Raw genomic sequence first — 15828 nt, 5'->3', positions numbered from 1 at the left:
TGACGACGGGCAGCTGATCCTGCACGACGGGTACGTGTGGATCACCCGCGAGAACCTGCCTGCGAGTGTGGAATTCAGACACCCGACCGACCCACGGCGAGCGCCCCTGCGTTCGGTCGAGTTGCTGACCGTGTTCCGCGGCTCCGAAACAGGATCGGCATGTGCGCACGTCATCGCGCGAGGCGACGACGATCGCGTGCGGTGCGCTGACGTGGTGTGCGACGGGCCCGGAGGCGTTCGGTTCGGAATCGGCACGACGGAAATCGACCGACTGGTTGCGTCCTTCGTTGACGTGGGTGTCGAGGTGCAGGAGGTCCGATCAAGGGCCACACGACCGCCACTGCACGGGATCATGATCGAACCCGTCGCAATCGATTCGGACGGCGATACGACTTCCGCTGATGCCATCGACTGGTACATGAAGCGCATTCGTCGGATCGACCTCCTCGCCGCCGAAGTGGAGGTGGACCTGGCGCAGCGAATCGAGGCGGGCCTCTACGCCGAGGAGCTCCTGAATCTCGCAGAGGAGAGCGGCGAGCGGATTTCATCGACAGATCGTCGGGACATGCGGAGCCTTGTTCGCGATGGTGTCCGCGCTCGAAACCACATGATCGAGGCGAACCTTCGGCTCGTGGTGCACACCGCCAAGGCGTACGAGGACCGCGGACTCGAGCTGCTCGACCTGATCCAGGAGGGCAACCTGGGTTTGATCAGGGCGGTCGAGAAGTTCGACTACATGCAGGGCAACAAGTTCTCCACATACGCGACGTGGTGGATTCGGCAGGCGATCACCCGTGGGATAGCAGACAAGGCGCGCAGCGTGCGACTTCCAGTGCATGTCGTCGAAGACGTCAGCCGACTCGGCCGATTACGTGACGAGAGTGAGCGCATCACTGGGCGGGTGGCGAGCGACGCGGAGATTGCGATCGCCGCTGAGATGGATGTCGACAAGGTGCGAATGCTCGAAAGCTGGTCACAACCTGTCGAAAGCTTGGATGACACGGTCGATTCGAATGCGACCGTGCCGAGCCCGGACGAGGATCGTGGGCCGAACCCCGACATCGAGGACGACGCTGTGGAGGGTCTGGAAGTCGTCTTTCACGAGGATCTGCATCGGCAATTCGAGGCGATGTTCGATCGCCTCAAGGACCGCGAGGCTGCCGTAATCGCCTTGCGGCATGGGTTTGTCAGCAACTACGCAGGGCCGTGGCATGGCCTCGACGAGGGGACCCTCGACGGCGAACCACGCACACTCGACGAGATCGGTCAGATCTACGGCGTCACACGCGAGCGCATCCGTCAGATCGAAGCCAAGACACTGAAACGGCTTCGAACCGAGAGCGGTTTGACGGATGCGCTGTGGCCGTACCTCGACCTGATCGAGTAGCTCACCGTGACCGTCTCCACGTCGGCCTCTGAAGGGTCTCCGGTCATGCCGACGGGTTTGGCGAGGCGATTGCGGTGACCATTTCTGGTCGGTTCCTCTCAACCACGACTGGGCCACGGATACTGACGCGGTCGGGTGTGTCGGTGACGACCACGATGATCGACGCCGACAGTCGCTCGACGACGAACTCCTCCGACACTGGATCTCGGCTTCTTCCAGGACAGTCAATTCGGCCGGATCGATCGTTGACGACCTTGCAGAGAATCTGCATCCGGGTACGGTACTGCAGGTCGACGAGCTTGGTGTCGGCGCCGTCGTTGTCGTTGGCTACCTGACCTCCTCAGGTTTGTAGCGACATCGGCGCCGTCGTCGGAGGCCGAATATCTCTGCGGTTGCTTACCCTAGGGTTCACTGCATCCCGCGGGCCTGTAACAAGTCGTTCGCACGAGCAGCCTGATCCGTCACGCCGAGTAGTCGAACTGCTCCAGACGTCGACGCGCGATGTTCAACTCATCGAGGTCGAACAGCGTCTCGAACCGAGGATCGAGGACGAGCGCTTCCACAGTGAGATCGAGGCGTCCGCGCTCCCAGAGCGATGCGAAGCCGTCCGACACCGTGGGCGACGCCAGCAGCTTCTTCGCGGTCGCGACCGGGCCGATCTCGGCGAGCATCGAACGGAAATAGGTGGCGTTGTACCCGGCCTCGCTGCGGCCGCGTTCGTAGCCGGCGATCATGTGGCGGCTGAAGTCGGCGGTCAGTTCGCCGTCGTTTGGTTCGACCACCTCCACGGTGTCGAGCTCGATGTCGGTGCCGGCAGCAACCTCGTTGCCGATGGTCCAACGCCAGACCGCGGCCGGGCGGCCGCGACCTGCCCGGGAACAAGATTGTCGGTGCGCGCCAGCCTGGGGGTGGATGTGCGGTCAGGGCTGTCACGTTTCGCTTGCTCGCAAGCCTCCGATCCCGCACTCTCACCGGGACAGCACGCCCCACGCACCGGAGGAGCCCACCGTGGCCCGACAGGAGTTCATCGTCAGCATCGAGCTCGCCGAGCGATTCGACGGACTCACCCAGGACGACCTCGATGACCGTTACGAGCGGCTCGACGCGTTCACTCCGAAGACCGAGTGGGGAGCGGCGCACCGGACAGCGATCACCCTCCGGGTTCTCGGCGAGACCACCGACGAGGCGCACGATCTCGCGCAGGGGCTGGTTGACCTGCACGCCAACCCGAATCAGGTCCATCGCCTGACCGCCTCGGTCACGAGCCTCGGGGAGATCAGCCCGTAGACGCTGGCGGCGACCTCGCCCGACGGGCGGCCTACACCGACGAACCCGGTGTGGGCCGCCGGTCCGATCAGGTGTAGTTGAAATCCTCGTCCAACTCGCCGTTGATCACCGGGGGCGGCGTCTCGTTGCACGCCCGCTGGAAGTCGCGGGCGATGGTGGGGTTGGAGTCGTAGGGTGCGGAGTCGTACCACTCGCGCAACTCCGCGCACCGTTCGCTGTCGCCGCAGGCCGCGACCGCCGGCATGACCGCGATCAACGCGGCCGCCGCCATGACTCCGTTCCGTACGTGGACCTTGCTCAGCATCTGTGCTCCTCGTCGTGCCTGTGTTGTGTGGGCGGCCCGAGTGCTGGTCGGGATTCGATTGCGCTGCACCGGAGGTCCGGTCGTTCGCCGGTCCGTCACTGCTCCCAGATGTAGCCGCCGTTGTCGTGTTGGTTCACCGGCACACAGCGGGCACTGATGCCGTTGCTCGTGTGGCCGGTCGATCCGGGTGTGCAGCTCGTCCCGAGCGTCACCTCGTAGCCGTGCTGGGCAGGAAGGGGCCCGGTCGGCCGGTACGGCTCGACGGTGGTGGGCGTCGGCTCGACGTACGAGGGTACGTCAGGTGCCGGCGCGGGCGGCGGTACCTCGGGAGGCCGTGTCTTCTCGGCGACGCAATCGGGGGAGTACCCGTGGTCCCGTCACTCAGCAGCGTCGCACCGTCGCCCACAGCGAGGCAGTGCACGAAATGCGCCTCGGTGACCGGCGGATGCACCTCGGGTGCGGCGGGGGGAGTTAGTTCGGCGGCCGCCGGCGTGATGGCGGGCGGACTCACGACCACCGATGGCATTGCGGTGGGGGAGCTGGTCGCCGCCGACGGGGTGGACACCTGGGTGGTCGGCGGCGGCACGGACTCCGGGGTTCCGCATGCCGCGAGCGCCACCAGCAACGCGGGTGCGGCCAGCATGCGTCGTCTCACGAGCTCCTCGGTTCCGGTCTATGCGGCCTCCCTCGGGTCCGTCCGCGGGTCGCTGACGGCATGGGCCGGCCAATACCTGTACCAGCAGGACGCGCCAGACACCGCCGAATTCCGCACGGCCCGCGGGTGGGTGTCAGTCGAATGATGGACCTCCCTGGGATGTGCTCACGGGGAATGACATAACGTCAGGGGCTATCGGCCCAGCTGGCGCAGATCGGCGGGAGCATCCGCGGGGAACGGATGGGTGCTGTGATCGATGCCCATGCACACGCAGGGAAGCACCCTCTCGGCCACTCGATCATGCTGGTGGATCATCATGTGACATCGCTGGAGATATTGGCCGCAGCAGCAAGGGAGACCAGTGGAAGCGCATCCACGCAGACTGAAGACGGTGTTTCGTAGCGAGGTGCGGTTAGTCGTACCGCTGTTCCAGCGTCCATACGTGTGGGACGAGGATGAGCAGTGGGCGCCGTTGTGGGAGGACGTCATTGCGACGTTCGACCGGCGGGAAGACGCGGAGACCACTCCTCATTTCCTCGGTGCCATCGTGCTTGAGGAGAAGCGTCATGCCTTGGGCAGCATTGAGGTCAGAGAGGTTATCGATGGTCAACAACGCCTGACCACCCTGCAACTTCTCATCGCGGCACTACGCGACACCTACGCCGCCGAGGGCATCAAGACCCGCTCGCTGAGCCGGCTGAGCAAGACCTTGGTGAACGACACCGACTATGTCGACGGGCCGAACGAAGAGTTCAAACTGTGGCCGACCAACCGTGACCGCGATACCTACGCCGCGGTCATGCGCGGCCTCCATCTCACCAGTACCCGTGATCCGGCGCTGCCGAGAATCGCCTCGGCATACGTGTACTTCCGTGAACAGATCGATGCCCTCGTCTCCGGCTGCAAAGAGGACGACATCGAGGCCGTCCTGGATGGTTTGGCCGAGGTCATGCTCGAGCACCTGGAAGTGGTGGTGATCGACCTCGGTGTCGACGACAATGCGCAGGTCATCTTCGAAACCCTCAACGCGCGGGGAACGGCTCTCCGTGCCTCCGACCTGATCAAGAATGCGTTGTTCCGGACACTGCAGGACAGCAGCCGTCCTGTCGAGGCGCTCTACGAGAAGCTCTGGGAACCGCTCGAGCTTCCGCAATGGCAGAAGGACGTGCGTCTAGGTCGACTCACCCGGCCGCGGCTGGACGTCTACGTCGGCTACTTCCTCACCATCCTGTTGCGCCGGGAAGTCCAGTCCCATCAACTCTTCGCGACGTCACGTAGCTACTTCGCGGGCGATGCCGATCGAGCAGAGCAGTTCCTTACGGACCTGGCCCAGTACGCCCGAATCTACGACGAGCTCGACGACGGAACCATCGGAACCCCTGCCGAACGACGCCTCCTGATTCAGCTTGAGATCGTCGACACCCACACCGTCATCCCCGTCCTGCTCTGGCTGTTCGCCCACACCGACGGGGAAGAACGACTGCGTTCGATTGCCTTGCTCGAGGCCTATCTGGTGCGTCGCGCCGTCTGCCGGCTCACCCCGAAGAACTACAACAGACTCTTCCTCGAACTGCTGCGCCGGCTCTCCTCCGGTGAGACTCCTGCCCACGAGACCATCGAACAGTTCCTGGTGCAGCAGGATTCGGACTCGGGACTGTGGCCGAGTGACGAGGACCTGGCGAAGTCGTTGCGGACCTTGCCCCTGTATCGACTGCTCAAACGAGACCGACTCCAGCGTGTGCTCCTGGCGTTCGAGAATCACCTGACCACCGACCGCACGGAGCCGGTGCCGGCCAGCTCGAAGCTGTCGATCGAACACCTGATGCCGCAAAGTTGGAGTGAGAACTGGCCGCTGCCACCGGGGCTGGCTGCGGAGAGTGAAGAAGAGCAGAGAGACAGCCTGCTGCACACCATCGGCAACCTCACGCTCGTCACCGGCAAGCTCAATTCCAGCCTGTCCAACGGGTCTTGGGCCACCAAGCGCGAACACCTGCTCACATACTCTGCGCTGACTCTGAACCGGACACTTCCGCGGGACTGGACCACCACGCAGATCGAGCACCGATCCGAGGCGTTCGCGCAGGCGGCCATCGCCATCTGGCCGCGCCCGGCGAGGGACGCCACCGTCACGGTCCGGCGCATCGCCGATGCGGATCGCGTTCTCACCCCCGACCGGGACCACGCACCGGAACGGGTCCGGAACCAGAGGTCCGCGGCGCCGAGGACCTCCGCACGGCGTGACATCGGGCAGCACATTGTCAATGCCTTCACCGGCCTCGAAGGCGGTGACTTTCTGACCATCGCCGAGATCCGCAAGGTTCCGTCTCCCCAGTACCCGGTGGATGACCTTCCCTCACCGGGTGCGATCAGCGCGCGCCTGTTCCCCGGCAACGGGGGCCGGACCACGGTGCCCGGAGTTGTCGGGGAGATCTTCAATGGCAGGCAAGGAGCGCGTAAGGCGCGATAGTGGCCTCGGTTCGCGTTCGTGACCAGGGTGAATGGCGTAACGCGGCTATCGGTGCGCAAAGGTGACCAATTGCATCCGATGCACGAATGGCCGGCTTGCCGTCGCTGCCGGCCGCCACGCAAGATCGCTCGGTGCGAGCCGGGGCGTCCCATCACCGTCGACAACCACGAGGAAGAATCCTGGGCGAAACCCGGCAGCCCGTATCGGCCTACTCTCGTGTGATCGCATGCGAACAACAGGGGGCGGGGCCGTGAGCGGGGACTGGAATTCGAAGGCCGACATCGTGGCGTTCTGGAGGGCCGTGGAGCTGTTCAGTCCACAGACGGTGCCGAAGGTGGATCGGCTCGACACGCAGGCGCCGGTGGAGAAGGTCTCGACCGGGTCGCCACTGCCATGGGAAACAGGGCACCGGCTCGCGGCGAAGCCGCCTCGGCGTGGGTTCCAGCGGCGACATGTCGTGTACCTCGGCGTCTACCGCATCGACGACGTGTGGGTGGCGGTCGATCACATCCTCGATCCGGGGACGGAGAACTTCGACCCACGTCCGGCGGGGGACTGCGCGCTCGCCGCGATCCTCGTCGACGAGCACGGCCGCTTCCTCCCTGACACCGCGATTGTGTCCGGGCTCGCGTGGGCCGCGGGCCGCACTCGGAATCCGGGACCGGGTGATCCGTTGTGGCTGGACGGTTTCGGCGATGCCGGCAAGCGGTTCGCGAAACTGGTCGACGACGTCCAGTCGGTCGACGAGGACCGAGGAGGCCGGGCACCACTCGACGACGCCGCACTGCTCGCGATCCGCGCGCGAACTGAAGCGCTCCTCGACCTGGGCGGACTCGTCTCGTGCACCGAGATTCGGGTCCGGTCCGTCGAGGTCCGCGAGTCGGACGGCGTGGACAGCACCGACTTCCTCAACAGCTTCATCGCCGCCGACCTCGACCTTGTTCGGGGCGAGGTCGCGGCAGGCAACATCGGTGTGGCGCTCTCGCAGTACCTGACCGAGGATTCCGGCCTCGACGCTGCCCGGCGTGTCGATGTCCACGCACAGCCCTCCGCGTCCCTCGACGGCTGCCGGCCCGGCGCGACCCCGCTCGGTCGGTGGCCCAACAATCCGGATCGCCCCCTCGCCCTCGGCCAGCAGTTCGCTGTCAACTCGATCATGGGGGAACTCGCCGACGGCGCAGGAATATTCGCGGTGAACGGGCCTCCCGGCACCGGGAAATCGACGCTGCTGCGCGACCTCGTCGCCGCGATCGTCGTCGAACGCGCGAACCGCCTCGCCGATCTTCGGCACCCCGCGGACGCCTTCACCGCGGCGCCGCACCGCTGGAAGGCAGGCGACTACACCCGCGTCGTCCAGCGGTGGGCGCCCACGTTCCACGGATTCGAGATCGTCGTCGCGTCCTCCAATAACGGCGCCGTCGAGAACATCAGCCACGAGATGCCTGCCGCGGCCGCCATCGACTCGACCGTCTTCGAGGCGGACTACTTCGGGGACATCGCGTCGGCGCTGCTCCCCGACGACGAGGACACGGCCTGGGCTCTGACCGCGGCGCGACTCGGCCGCAAGTCGTATCGCACACGGTTCGCGGACACACTGTGGTTCGACGAGAAGGAGCCGCGCGGAAAGCAGGAGGACGGCCCGCCGCGGGTCCTGCGCCGCGGCATCCAGTCGATCCTGAAGACCTTCGAATCGTCTGCGCCCCAACGTCCGTGGCGGGACGCCGTCGCGGATTACGAGACGAAACGAGCCCGTGTCGCGGCGCTGCTCGCGGAGCGGCAGCGGGCGCACGACGAGCTCGCCGAGGCCACCGCGGTGCGCCGCCGGCTCGTCGAGTTGGATCCGCAGGTGGCCGCCGCAGCCGACGCCCTGCGTCGCGGACAGGAGGCCGAGACGCACGCGCGGTCGGCCGTCGACCGCGAGGGTCAGGGCCGTACGGCCGTCGCCGCGGAGATCGAGTCCCACGACCGCACGCGCCCGGCGTGGTGGCGGATGGTCGGCAAGAAAGCGCGCGCCGAGCGGGAACGATGGCAGGCCCGAAGCCGACAGCTCTCCGAGGCGCTGGCCCGGTGGGACGCGACGTACCAGCAGGTGTGGGCGGCCCACCAGGAGACGATGCACGTCCTCGTCGACGCCCAGGGTCGGCACGAGCCGCTCGCCCGCGAGCAGCAGGCCGGACAGGAACGACTGCACCACCTCGACGCCGCCCTCGATCTCCACCGTGAACGGTGGGGAAACACTGTGCCGGAACATGACTGGCACGACGACACCGAACGCCGTGAACTCGCAGCACCATGGTCGGACCCCGAGGTCGCCGAGGCCCGAAGTCGACTCTTCCTGGCGGCGCTGACCCTGCACCGCGAGTTCCTCGCGCACGTCCCGAAACAGATGCGGCAGAGCCTGCACGGCGCGTACGACGTCGTCACCGGGGCCTCGCCTCGCGAACTCGGGGCTGACGCCGTCGCCGACGCCTGGCGGGCACTGTTCTTCCTCGTCCCGGTGATGTCGTCCACCTTCGCGTCCTTCGACCGCGTCTTCCGCGGCCTCGGAGCGGAGAGCCTCGGCTGGCTCCTCATCGACGAAGCCGGTCAGGCCACACCCCAGAACCCGGTGGGTGCGATCTGGCGGGCCCGCCGCACCGTCGTCGTCGGTGACCCGATCCAGCTCGAACCCGTTGTCACGCTGCCGTTCCGTGCGCAACAGGCCGTCCGGCGGACCTTCGGGGTGTCGGAGCGGTGGCTGCCCGCGCGGGGTTCGGCGCAGTCCCTCGCCGATCGACTCAACCGTTGGGGCACCACACTGTCGGACGGGGAGGAGCCGATCTGGGTGGGTGCGCCGCTGCGGGTCCACCGCCGGTGCGACGACCCGATGTTCACCATCGTCAACACCATCGCCTACGACGGCACCATGCTCCACGGTCGCGACCCCAGCCCCAGCGGGCCGCTCCAGCCGTCGCAGTGGATGCACGTCACAGGACCGTCGTCCGGGCACTACGTTCGGGCCGAGCACGACCTACTCATCGAGCAGCTGAACGCGTTGCGCGACAGCGGGCACGAGATGAGCGAGGTCATCGTCATCACGCCGTTCAGACAGGTGGCGAGCCGACTCGTCGCCCTCGAACGGCAGTACCCCGGACTGTCCGCGGGTACGGTGCACCGGGCACAGGGTAAGGAAGCCGACGTCGTGTTCTTCGTCCTCGGCGGCGACCCGAGCAAGGACGGCGCCAAACGGTGGGCGGCGTCGAAACCGAACCTCGCGAACGTTGCGATCAGTCGGGCAAAGGAGCGGCTGTACGTCATCGGCGACCGCGACGCGTGGTCGCGGCACCCGCGGTTCGACGTGCTCGCACGCGAACTGGCCCGTCACGAGTAGGTGCGAGACAGGACCGCGCGCGGAGCTTCCATGCAGGTGTGGCGGCAGGTGCGACAGTCAGGTGTCGAGGACGAGCCGTGGTGGCCGCGGGCAACGGATCCGGACCCGACCCCAGTCGCCCTCCAGCAGATACCGGTCCTGAGTTTCGACGGTGAGGCTGTCGATGTTGCCGACGTCGGGTTCACCGGTCGCGTAGGTGAACCCGACCGCGGTCCGTGACAGCCACACAAGCTCCGTCACGTCGTCGAAGGTCAGTTCGGCACGCGCGTAGCAGTACTGTTCGCCCGGAACTGGTGGGTGATACCGCGGGTGCTCGGACCTCAACACGGCGTCCAACGTGAACGAGAACCGGTGCGGCGCTGCCTCGATCGACAGGACGTAGCTGTCCTCGAGATAGACGCCGACCAACTCGGGAAGATCGGCATACGTCATGGTGCGGGATCAGAACAGTGTCGGCTCGGCCAGCGACCCGCTGCGCGCCTCCTGAACTCGCGCGTTCCACCGTTCCACCAGCCAACGCTCGACGAGTTCCGGGGTGGTCCCAGCCGACTCGCTCCAGTGCTGGAGGACTTCGAGGTACCGGTCGTAGCGACGGCGCGTGAAGCCGCTGACCGCCGGATCCTCCAACCAGCCCAGATGGATGAGGGTGGAGACGCCATGCTGATCCAGCAGTTGCGCCCTGATGCCTGCGGCCTTGACGCCGAGGGCCCACAGGAACACCGTCGTCAGCGGAACCCCGACGTTCGGCAGACCGGGCCAGCCCGTACCCGACGTGTAGTCGAAGTCGGGGAGCCGCTTGTCGCGGACGAGCTGGTCGATGGCGGCCTTGACCGCGGCGTGCCGGTGCACGTTCGGCGCCGCGAACCGGTTCGACACGTCCGGGAATCGACGCGCCGCGCGCCGCTTCTGATGGGCGCTGCGCCACGCCGCGCACAGGAACAGCAGCCCGAGGCCCCTGTGCTCGGCCTCGACCAGCTCGCTTCCCATCTGCAAGTCGTTGCGCAGCACCGTCGCCCGACCACCACTGACGACGCGGCCGTCCATGTCGCGGCCCTTCAACTGAACCTGGTGCTCGTCGCTCTCAAGGTGGTCATTCCACCAGTCCAGGTCGACGAGGACACCGTCGTCGAGGACGTGGATGTCGTAGGTCCTGTTCGTGCACCACAGGACGCAGTCCTTGGGTGGTTCGAAACCCTCGTCGAACGGATGCATCCGCCCATGATGGCAGCGCGCACCCACGACGCCGCGGAGGCGCGGCGAACGGGCCGACGGCCGCGACGACCCCGGTGCTCGTTTGCCGGCTCGTGGGAGCGCGCGGCGACTGGCTAGAAGAACGCGGCGGCGCTGGCTGCGGTGTCGGCGTAGGAGGCGGCGATCGACGCCACGCGGTCGGCGGCCTCGCGAATGCCGGCGATCACCTCGGTCCACGCGGAGAGCCGTTGGTCCCACAGGGACAGCCATACCTCCAGTGGGGGACCAGACCGACCATGGGCGATTGCCGTCGTCTCGGCGTCGACACTGCCGACTGCGTACTGCAGTGCATCCGCCGCGCGAACCAGATTCTGGGCTTCGCCGGTGAGGAGTTCTGCTCCCGCAGAGAAGGATTGGGCCACGTTGCCACACTACGTCCGGTTGCGTCCCGCGAGGGACCGATCGAGGTTGTCGGTGCCATACGGGATACTCTGTGCCGGGCTTACGGCCCGGGGGACGTAATTCACAGGGGGAGATGTGCAGGATCAACGGAATTGGCGTGTGCGGCGGACGTCGACGTCGACGTGGTTGTGGCGGGGACTGTGTGCGCTGTCCATTGCCGTACTGGCGGCCGGATGTTCGACGTCGACGCAATCCGGCACCACCACCGAAGTGTCGTCTGCGTCGACGTCCAAGCCTCAGGCGGTTGCCTCGTCGACGCCACCGTCCTCCGAGTCCGGCGGCTCGAACGCGGTGCAGAATGCGAACGCTGACGAGTACTACCTCGGATACGGCAAGCACGCCTTCCGCCTCGAGTCCGGAACCGCGGGATGCTGGTTCAACCCGAAGAATCACGATGACCCGCAGCCGCATCTGTCATGCAACGTGCGGGATCTGGTCTCCGACCCTCCGGTGCGAAATCAGTTCACCGGGCGCGACGAGACGGCGAACGATGTCGTGCTCGACGCCGCGGGAGTGCGGCGCGACATCGACATGGCCGGCGGGCAGTTGGCAGGGCCCACGCTTCATCCCGGGGTGACACTGTCGGTTGGACCACTCGCGTGCACCGCGACGTCGGTGACCTCACTGTCGTGTTCGGGTCCGACGGGATCGTTCGACTTCGACGGTGACGCGGCGTCCGTCACGATCGCCGGCGAAGACACCTCCGCCGCATCCAACGCCGCCGTGCTCGCTGGGCCCGGTCAGGTCTGTGGCGAGGTGGGGACCCGGTCGGGGCCGCGTCCGGTGGCAGTCCTGACAGGTCAGGTCGACTGCGAGACCGCCCTTCGCATTGCGGACACCTATGCCAACGATGTGTCGGTGGTGAAACAGGGGCAGGGGCAGTTCGCCCAGGTCGAGGGCTGGTTGTGCATGTGGGCGTATGTGGAAGGTCGCTCCCATCGGGACTCGTACCTGCGGTGCGATGACGACCCCGTAGCCGCGCAGGCGTCGTTCCGAATCGGAAACTGAACCGGCGGGGCGAAGTGGGTCGTCGAGGGCGACGTATCCTCCGGGAATGAGGCCCTCACCGCACATGCAGCGACGTATCGGGGTCTCCGGGCCGCACGGAACCGGCAAGACCACGCTGGTCGAAGAACTGTGCGCCCGACTGGACGGTCACACCCCGATCGACGAGCCCTACCTGCTGCTCGAGGAGGAGGGTACGAGTGCGAGTTTCCGCCGTCCGTCGGCGATTATCGCGCGCAACTGCGGAGATCGCTGCGCTCGCTCCAGGACTCCGGGGCCGGCGTCGTGTTCGACCGGACCCCGCTGGACTTCCTTGCCTACCTCACTGTGTGCGGCGTCGACCCCGCGGACATGGTCGACGTGGATCTGGTCAGGTCGGCGATGGCGACGATCGATCTTCTGGTGGTGGTGCCGATCACCGAGGACACGGATCGGCTGCTGCCACGGGCCGACTTTCCCGAACTCGGTGCGGCCGTCAACGACGCACTTCTGGAACTGGTGTACGACGATCCGCTGCAGCTATGCGAGGGCCTGACCGTCGTCGAACTGGCCGGGCCTGTTGACCGACGGGTCGAGACGGTGCTCGCCGCACTCCGACCCGACGTGGGTGCTCGATCTCCGAGCTTCGGCCGGACGGACCTGTCGTAATTCCACTGCGCGCGTGTTTTTCTCGCGGCCCGAAGGGTGCGACCGCGCTCGGTCAGTTCGGGGTGAGGACGATCCGGCCGAACACCGTGCCGTCGTCCATCTGGCGGTGCGCCTCGGCGGCCTTCTCCAGTGGGAGGACCTGGTGCACGACCGCGTGTAGGTCCCCTCGGGCCGTGGCGGCGAACTGCTCGGCCCGCACGCGGTCCCGCTCCGTGACAGGGACGCTGTCGAGGCTGAACACGGAGAACGAGGGGGACCGCTGAAACGAGCTCATCAGCCTGGTGCCGAAGTCCGCGGGCGGTGGACCTGCGACGAGTCCGACGAGGACCAGTCTGCCGTTGGGTGCGAGCCGGTCGATGAAGGTGGGGAGGTCGTCGCCGGCGACGATGTCGATGATGACGTCGAAGGACTCGGGGGCGGATGGGTCGCCGGCGCCCGAGCGGTCGAGGACGTGGGTCGCGCCGAGGTCGAGGAGTCGTCGCCCGCGCTCGGGTGAAGAGGTGGTGACGGTGATGACGCCGGCGCCGCCGCGCGCGGCGAGTTCGACGGTGGCGATACCGATGCTGCCTGCCGCGCCGCGCACGAGCACGGACTCGCCGGCCGCGAAGCGTGCGTGTGCCAACGCGAAATGTGCGACGGTGGCGGAACTTCCGGCGGTGACCGCGTCGATCGACGTCAGGTCGTCGGGTAGCGCCACGATGTCCTCGACCCGGGCGACGGCCTGCTCGACGTACCCGCCGCCGGTCCCGGTGAACGCCCACACCCGGCGTCCGACCCAGGACGCGTCGACTCCGTCGCCGACCGCCGTCACGGTTCCGGCGACCTCGCTGCCGGCGATCAGGCCCTCGGTGAATCCGTAACCCGCGAGGGTGCCGCGGCGGATGACGGCGTCCACACCGCCGACCCCGATCGCCTCGGTGTCCAGGACGACCTGTCCGGGCCCGGGTGTCGGTGCCGGGATGTCGATCACCTCCATGCCGTCGGGATCTCCGAATCGTCGTATCGCGATCGCTCGCATGGGTGGCTCCATTTCTGTTGCGGCGGTAAGGTTCTCTCGCGAAGGTAGTGGACGGTCCCGTCCGCTTAGGGGAAGTGAGAGTCATGACGGACCAACTGCCTCACATGCTGCGAGCCGATGCCCAGGACAACCGCGACCGGGTGATGGACGCGGCGAAGGCACTGTTCTCCGAGTACGGGCTGACGGTCACGATGCGGGAGATCGCGCGCCGCGCCGGTGTCGGGCCCGCGACCCTGTATCGCCGGTTCCCGACCAAGCAGGTCCTGGTCGAGGAGGCGTTCGCGCAGGAACTGCGGGCCTGCCGCGACATCGTCGACGACGGCGCCGCGGACCCGGACCCGTGGCGGGGATTCTGTGCGGTGATCGAACGGACCGTCGTCCTCAACGTCCGCAACCACGGTTTCGTCGAGGCGTTCATGTCCGAGGATCGGGAGGCCGGCGGCTTCGCCGTGCACCGCGCGACGTTGTTCCGGAAGGTCGCCGCGTTGGCCCGGCGTGCTCAGGCGGCGGGAGAGCTGCGCAGGGACTTCGTCCTCGACGACGTCGTGCTCGTACTGGTCGCCGCCCGCGGCCTGGCGTCGCTGCCGCTCGACAGTCGGCCGGCGGCGGCTCGCCGGTACGCCGGGCTCGCGATCGACGGATTCCGGGCATCGACTGCGCACGGGACGCTCCCGCGCGCCCCGAAACTCGGCGCTGCGGTCACGACGGGACGGGCCAAGAAGCCGTCCTAGTCGCGGTGGGTGTCAGGACGCCTCGAACCGCGCTTCGACGTCGGCGCTGATGGTGATCCGGTCGGGTTCGAGCACCAGTTCGGGTTCGCCGTCGACACCCATCGGCGCGGCGAGCGCCCGCATCATCGGGGCGCCGGCAGGGTGGACGGGCCCGGTCGGCGGAGCGACGCCGAGCATGCCCGGGTCGGCGATCGCGACCGCGTGAAAGGTGCCGAACCCCAACGTCTCCGTGAACCGCTGCGCCTTCTCGATGGCGTCGAGGACGGCGAGATGCCGCACCTTCGCGAGCCGCTTCGCTTCCGCCTTGCGGCTCACCCACCACCGCAGGTGGTCGACGTTGACGGCCTCGACCTCGGAGGCGCGGGTGACGAACGGGCCGACGGCGCGGAAGTCGCTGAACGTCACCGTGATCGACGCCGACGACTGATATCGCCATGGCTTCTTCTTGCCGTCCTGGCTGTACGGGCGGTGGCGGCTGTGCTGCACCTGATCGAGGGTCCACCGCTTGACGGGACTGTTCTCGTGATCGCGCAGCGCCGTCACCAGGTCGGTGACGGCCTTGACCGCCGCGGTGGCGGGCTCAGCCGCTGCCTCGTGGGTCGCGCCGTCGGCGTGGACTCGCAGTCGCACCGTGCAGCGGTTCGGCGTGAACTCACGCTCCGCGTGGCCGGTGACGGTGATGGCGATCGAGTGCTGCGTCATACGTCGAGTGTGCCAGCGTGTCCGAACGCGGCCAGCAGCATCCGGGCCGTCGTCGCGATCAGGGTGTCCCGATCGGACCCGGGTGGACGCAGCAACGCGATCCGGGAGCACAGGCTCGCCGTCGCTCCCATGGTGATGAACACCAGGTCGTCGATCGCCGCGTCGTCCAGGTCCGGCCGCAGCCGCGTCGGAATGATCCGAGCCAACGGCAGCAACGGTCCCTCGACCTCTGCCCACGCGTCGCCGAACGCGCTCTCCGCCGACGTGTACGACGCCCGCATCACCGCCGCATGCGCCTCGAACGCCGACGTCAGACCCTCGACGACCGTCACCATCGCGTCGAACGGTTGCTGGTCCATGGCGCGGCCGATGCTGCTCGACAGCCGGGTGGTGATGTCGTGCACGGCGGCCAGGCGTAGTTCCTCGACGATGGCGTCCATGTCCGCGAAGTAGCGGTAGACGGTGCCGATGCTGACGTGGGCGTGCTCCGCGAGTGCGGCGGTGCTGGGTCTCCTGGTGGGGTCACGCTCGAGAAGAGTGAGGGTAGAGGTGAGGATCCGACCTCGCATCTCGCGTCCGCGCTGCTGTACGGGTGAGCGTC

General features: G+C 67.2%; 16 protein-coding genes. 8 read left to right on the top strand and 8 right to left on the bottom strand.

The window, feature by feature from the left end; all coding sequences use genetic code 11:
- Positions 1-34 precede the first annotated feature (34 nt).
- On the top strand, positions 35-1387 hold the full coding sequence (locus tag RHCRD62_RS05975; RefSeq protein ID WP_157050827.1) for a sigma-70 family RNA polymerase sigma factor: 1353 nt from the start codon (positions 35-37) through the stop codon (positions 1385-1387).
- A 461-nt stretch (positions 1388-1848) separates the two neighbouring features.
- Here the strand turns inward: RHCRD62_RS05975 and RHCRD62_RS05970 are convergent, their stop codons facing one another.
- Positions 1849-2169 carry a hypothetical protein gene (locus tag RHCRD62_RS05970; protein ID WP_216596615.1) on the bottom strand — a complete coding sequence of 107 codons (321 nt, stop codon included), beginning with the start codon at positions 2167-2169 and terminating at the stop codon, positions 1849-1851.
- Between the two features lie 226 nt (positions 2170-2395).
- Here RHCRD62_RS05970 and RHCRD62_RS05965 point away from each other — a divergent pair, with 226 nt between their 5' ends.
- Complete coding sequence (locus RHCRD62_RS05965; protein ID WP_050063789.1) at positions 2396-2674, top strand: hypothetical protein; 279 nt, start codon at positions 2396-2398, stop codon at positions 2672-2674.
- Between the two features lie 67 nt (positions 2675-2741).
- On the opposite strand, the gene RHCRD62_RS05960 is transcribed toward RHCRD62_RS05965, so the two are convergent.
- Entirely contained in the window at positions 2742-2978 is a 237-nt protein-coding gene (locus RHCRD62_RS05960) for a hypothetical protein (RefSeq protein WP_050063788.1), read from the bottom strand.
- Positions 2979-3412: 434 nt separating this feature from the next.
- Here RHCRD62_RS05960 and RHCRD62_RS05955 point away from each other — a divergent pair, with 434 nt between their 5' ends.
- The 3 genes from RHCRD62_RS05955 to RHCRD62_RS26320 all read left to right on the top strand — a co-directional run bounded on the left by RHCRD62_RS05955 (position 3413) and on the right by RHCRD62_RS26320 (position 9470).
- Positions 3413-3778: a hypothetical protein gene (locus tag RHCRD62_RS05955; protein WP_050063787.1), complete on the top strand. Its 366-nt coding sequence runs from the start codon at positions 3413-3415 to the stop codon at positions 3776-3778.
- A gap of 216 nt (positions 3779-3994) precedes the next feature.
- Positions 3995-6100 carry a DUF262 domain-containing protein gene (locus tag RHCRD62_RS05950; RefSeq protein ID WP_084734106.1) on the top strand — a complete coding sequence of 702 codons (2106 nt, stop codon included), beginning with the start codon at positions 3995-3997 and terminating at the stop codon, positions 6098-6100.
- A gap of 226 nt (positions 6101-6326) precedes the next feature.
- Entirely contained in the window at positions 6327-9470 is a 3144-nt protein-coding gene (locus RHCRD62_RS26320; RefSeq protein ID WP_172671013.1) for an AAA domain-containing protein, read from the top strand.
- Between the two features lie 57 nt (positions 9471-9527).
- Here the strand turns inward: RHCRD62_RS26320 and RHCRD62_RS05940 are convergent, their stop codons facing one another.
- The 3 genes from RHCRD62_RS05940 to RHCRD62_RS05930 all read right to left on the bottom strand — a co-directional run bounded on the left by RHCRD62_RS05940 (position 9528) and on the right by RHCRD62_RS05930 (position 11083).
- Positions 9528-9902 (bottom strand): hypothetical protein, encoded by a 375-nt coding sequence (locus RHCRD62_RS05940; RefSeq protein ID WP_050063784.1) that lies wholly within the window; start codon positions 9900-9902, stop codon positions 9528-9530.
- Between the two features lie 9 nt (positions 9903-9911).
- On the bottom strand, positions 9912-10682 hold the full coding sequence (locus RHCRD62_RS05935; protein ID WP_050063783.1) for an 8-oxoguanine DNA glycosylase OGG fold protein: 771 nt from the start codon (positions 10680-10682) through the stop codon (positions 9912-9914).
- A 113-nt stretch (positions 10683-10795) separates the two neighbouring features.
- Complete coding sequence (locus RHCRD62_RS05930) at positions 10796-11083, bottom strand: hypothetical protein (protein WP_050063782.1); 288 nt, start codon at positions 11081-11083, stop codon at positions 10796-10798.
- 139 nt (positions 11084-11222) lie between these two features.
- Between RHCRD62_RS05930 and RHCRD62_RS26315 the strand changes: the two genes are divergently transcribed.
- Positions 11223-12131 (top strand): hypothetical protein, encoded by a 909-nt coding sequence (locus RHCRD62_RS26315; protein ID WP_253277212.1) that lies wholly within the window; start codon positions 11223-11225, stop codon positions 12129-12131.
- 282 nt (positions 12132-12413) lie between these two features.
- Positions 12414-12776, top strand: a complete 363-nt coding sequence (locus RHCRD62_RS26310) for a hypothetical protein (protein WP_253277211.1) — start codon at positions 12414-12416, stop codon at positions 12774-12776.
- 52 nt (positions 12777-12828) lie between these two features.
- Here the strand turns inward: RHCRD62_RS26310 and RHCRD62_RS05915 are convergent, their stop codons facing one another.
- Complete coding sequence (locus RHCRD62_RS05915) at positions 12829-13794, bottom strand: zinc-dependent alcohol dehydrogenase family protein (protein ID WP_050063781.1); 966 nt, start codon at positions 13792-13794, stop codon at positions 12829-12831.
- Between the two features lie 83 nt (positions 13795-13877).
- On the opposite strand from RHCRD62_RS05915, the gene RHCRD62_RS05910 reads away from it, so the two are divergent.
- On the top strand, positions 13878-14525 hold the full coding sequence (locus RHCRD62_RS05910) for a TetR/AcrR family transcriptional regulator (RefSeq protein ID WP_050063780.1): 648 nt from the start codon (positions 13878-13880) through the stop codon (positions 14523-14525).
- A gap of 12 nt (positions 14526-14537) precedes the next feature.
- Here RHCRD62_RS05910 and RHCRD62_RS05905 read toward each other — a convergent pair whose 3' ends face one another.
- Both RHCRD62_RS05905 and RHCRD62_RS05900 read right to left on the bottom strand, forming a co-directional pair.
- On the bottom strand, positions 14538-15227 hold the full coding sequence (locus RHCRD62_RS05905) for an SIMPL domain-containing protein (protein ID WP_050063779.1): 690 nt from the start codon (positions 15225-15227) through the stop codon (positions 14538-14540).
- On the bottom strand, positions 15224-15796 hold the full coding sequence (locus RHCRD62_RS05900) for a TetR/AcrR family transcriptional regulator (protein WP_050063778.1): 573 nt from the start codon (positions 15794-15796) through the stop codon (positions 15224-15226). Before RHCRD62_RS05900 ends, RHCRD62_RS05905 begins: the two co-directional genes overlap by 4 nt.
- Positions 15797-15828 lie beyond the last annotated feature (32 nt).

This window comes from Rhodococcus sp. RD6.2, from assembly GCF_001040705.1.
GTDB lineage: Bacteria > Actinomycetota > Actinomycetes > Mycobacteriales > Mycobacteriaceae > Rhodococcus_G.
The sequence above is the reverse complement of the archived record's forward strand: the minus strand, read 5'-3'. Positions and strand labels throughout refer to the sequence as shown.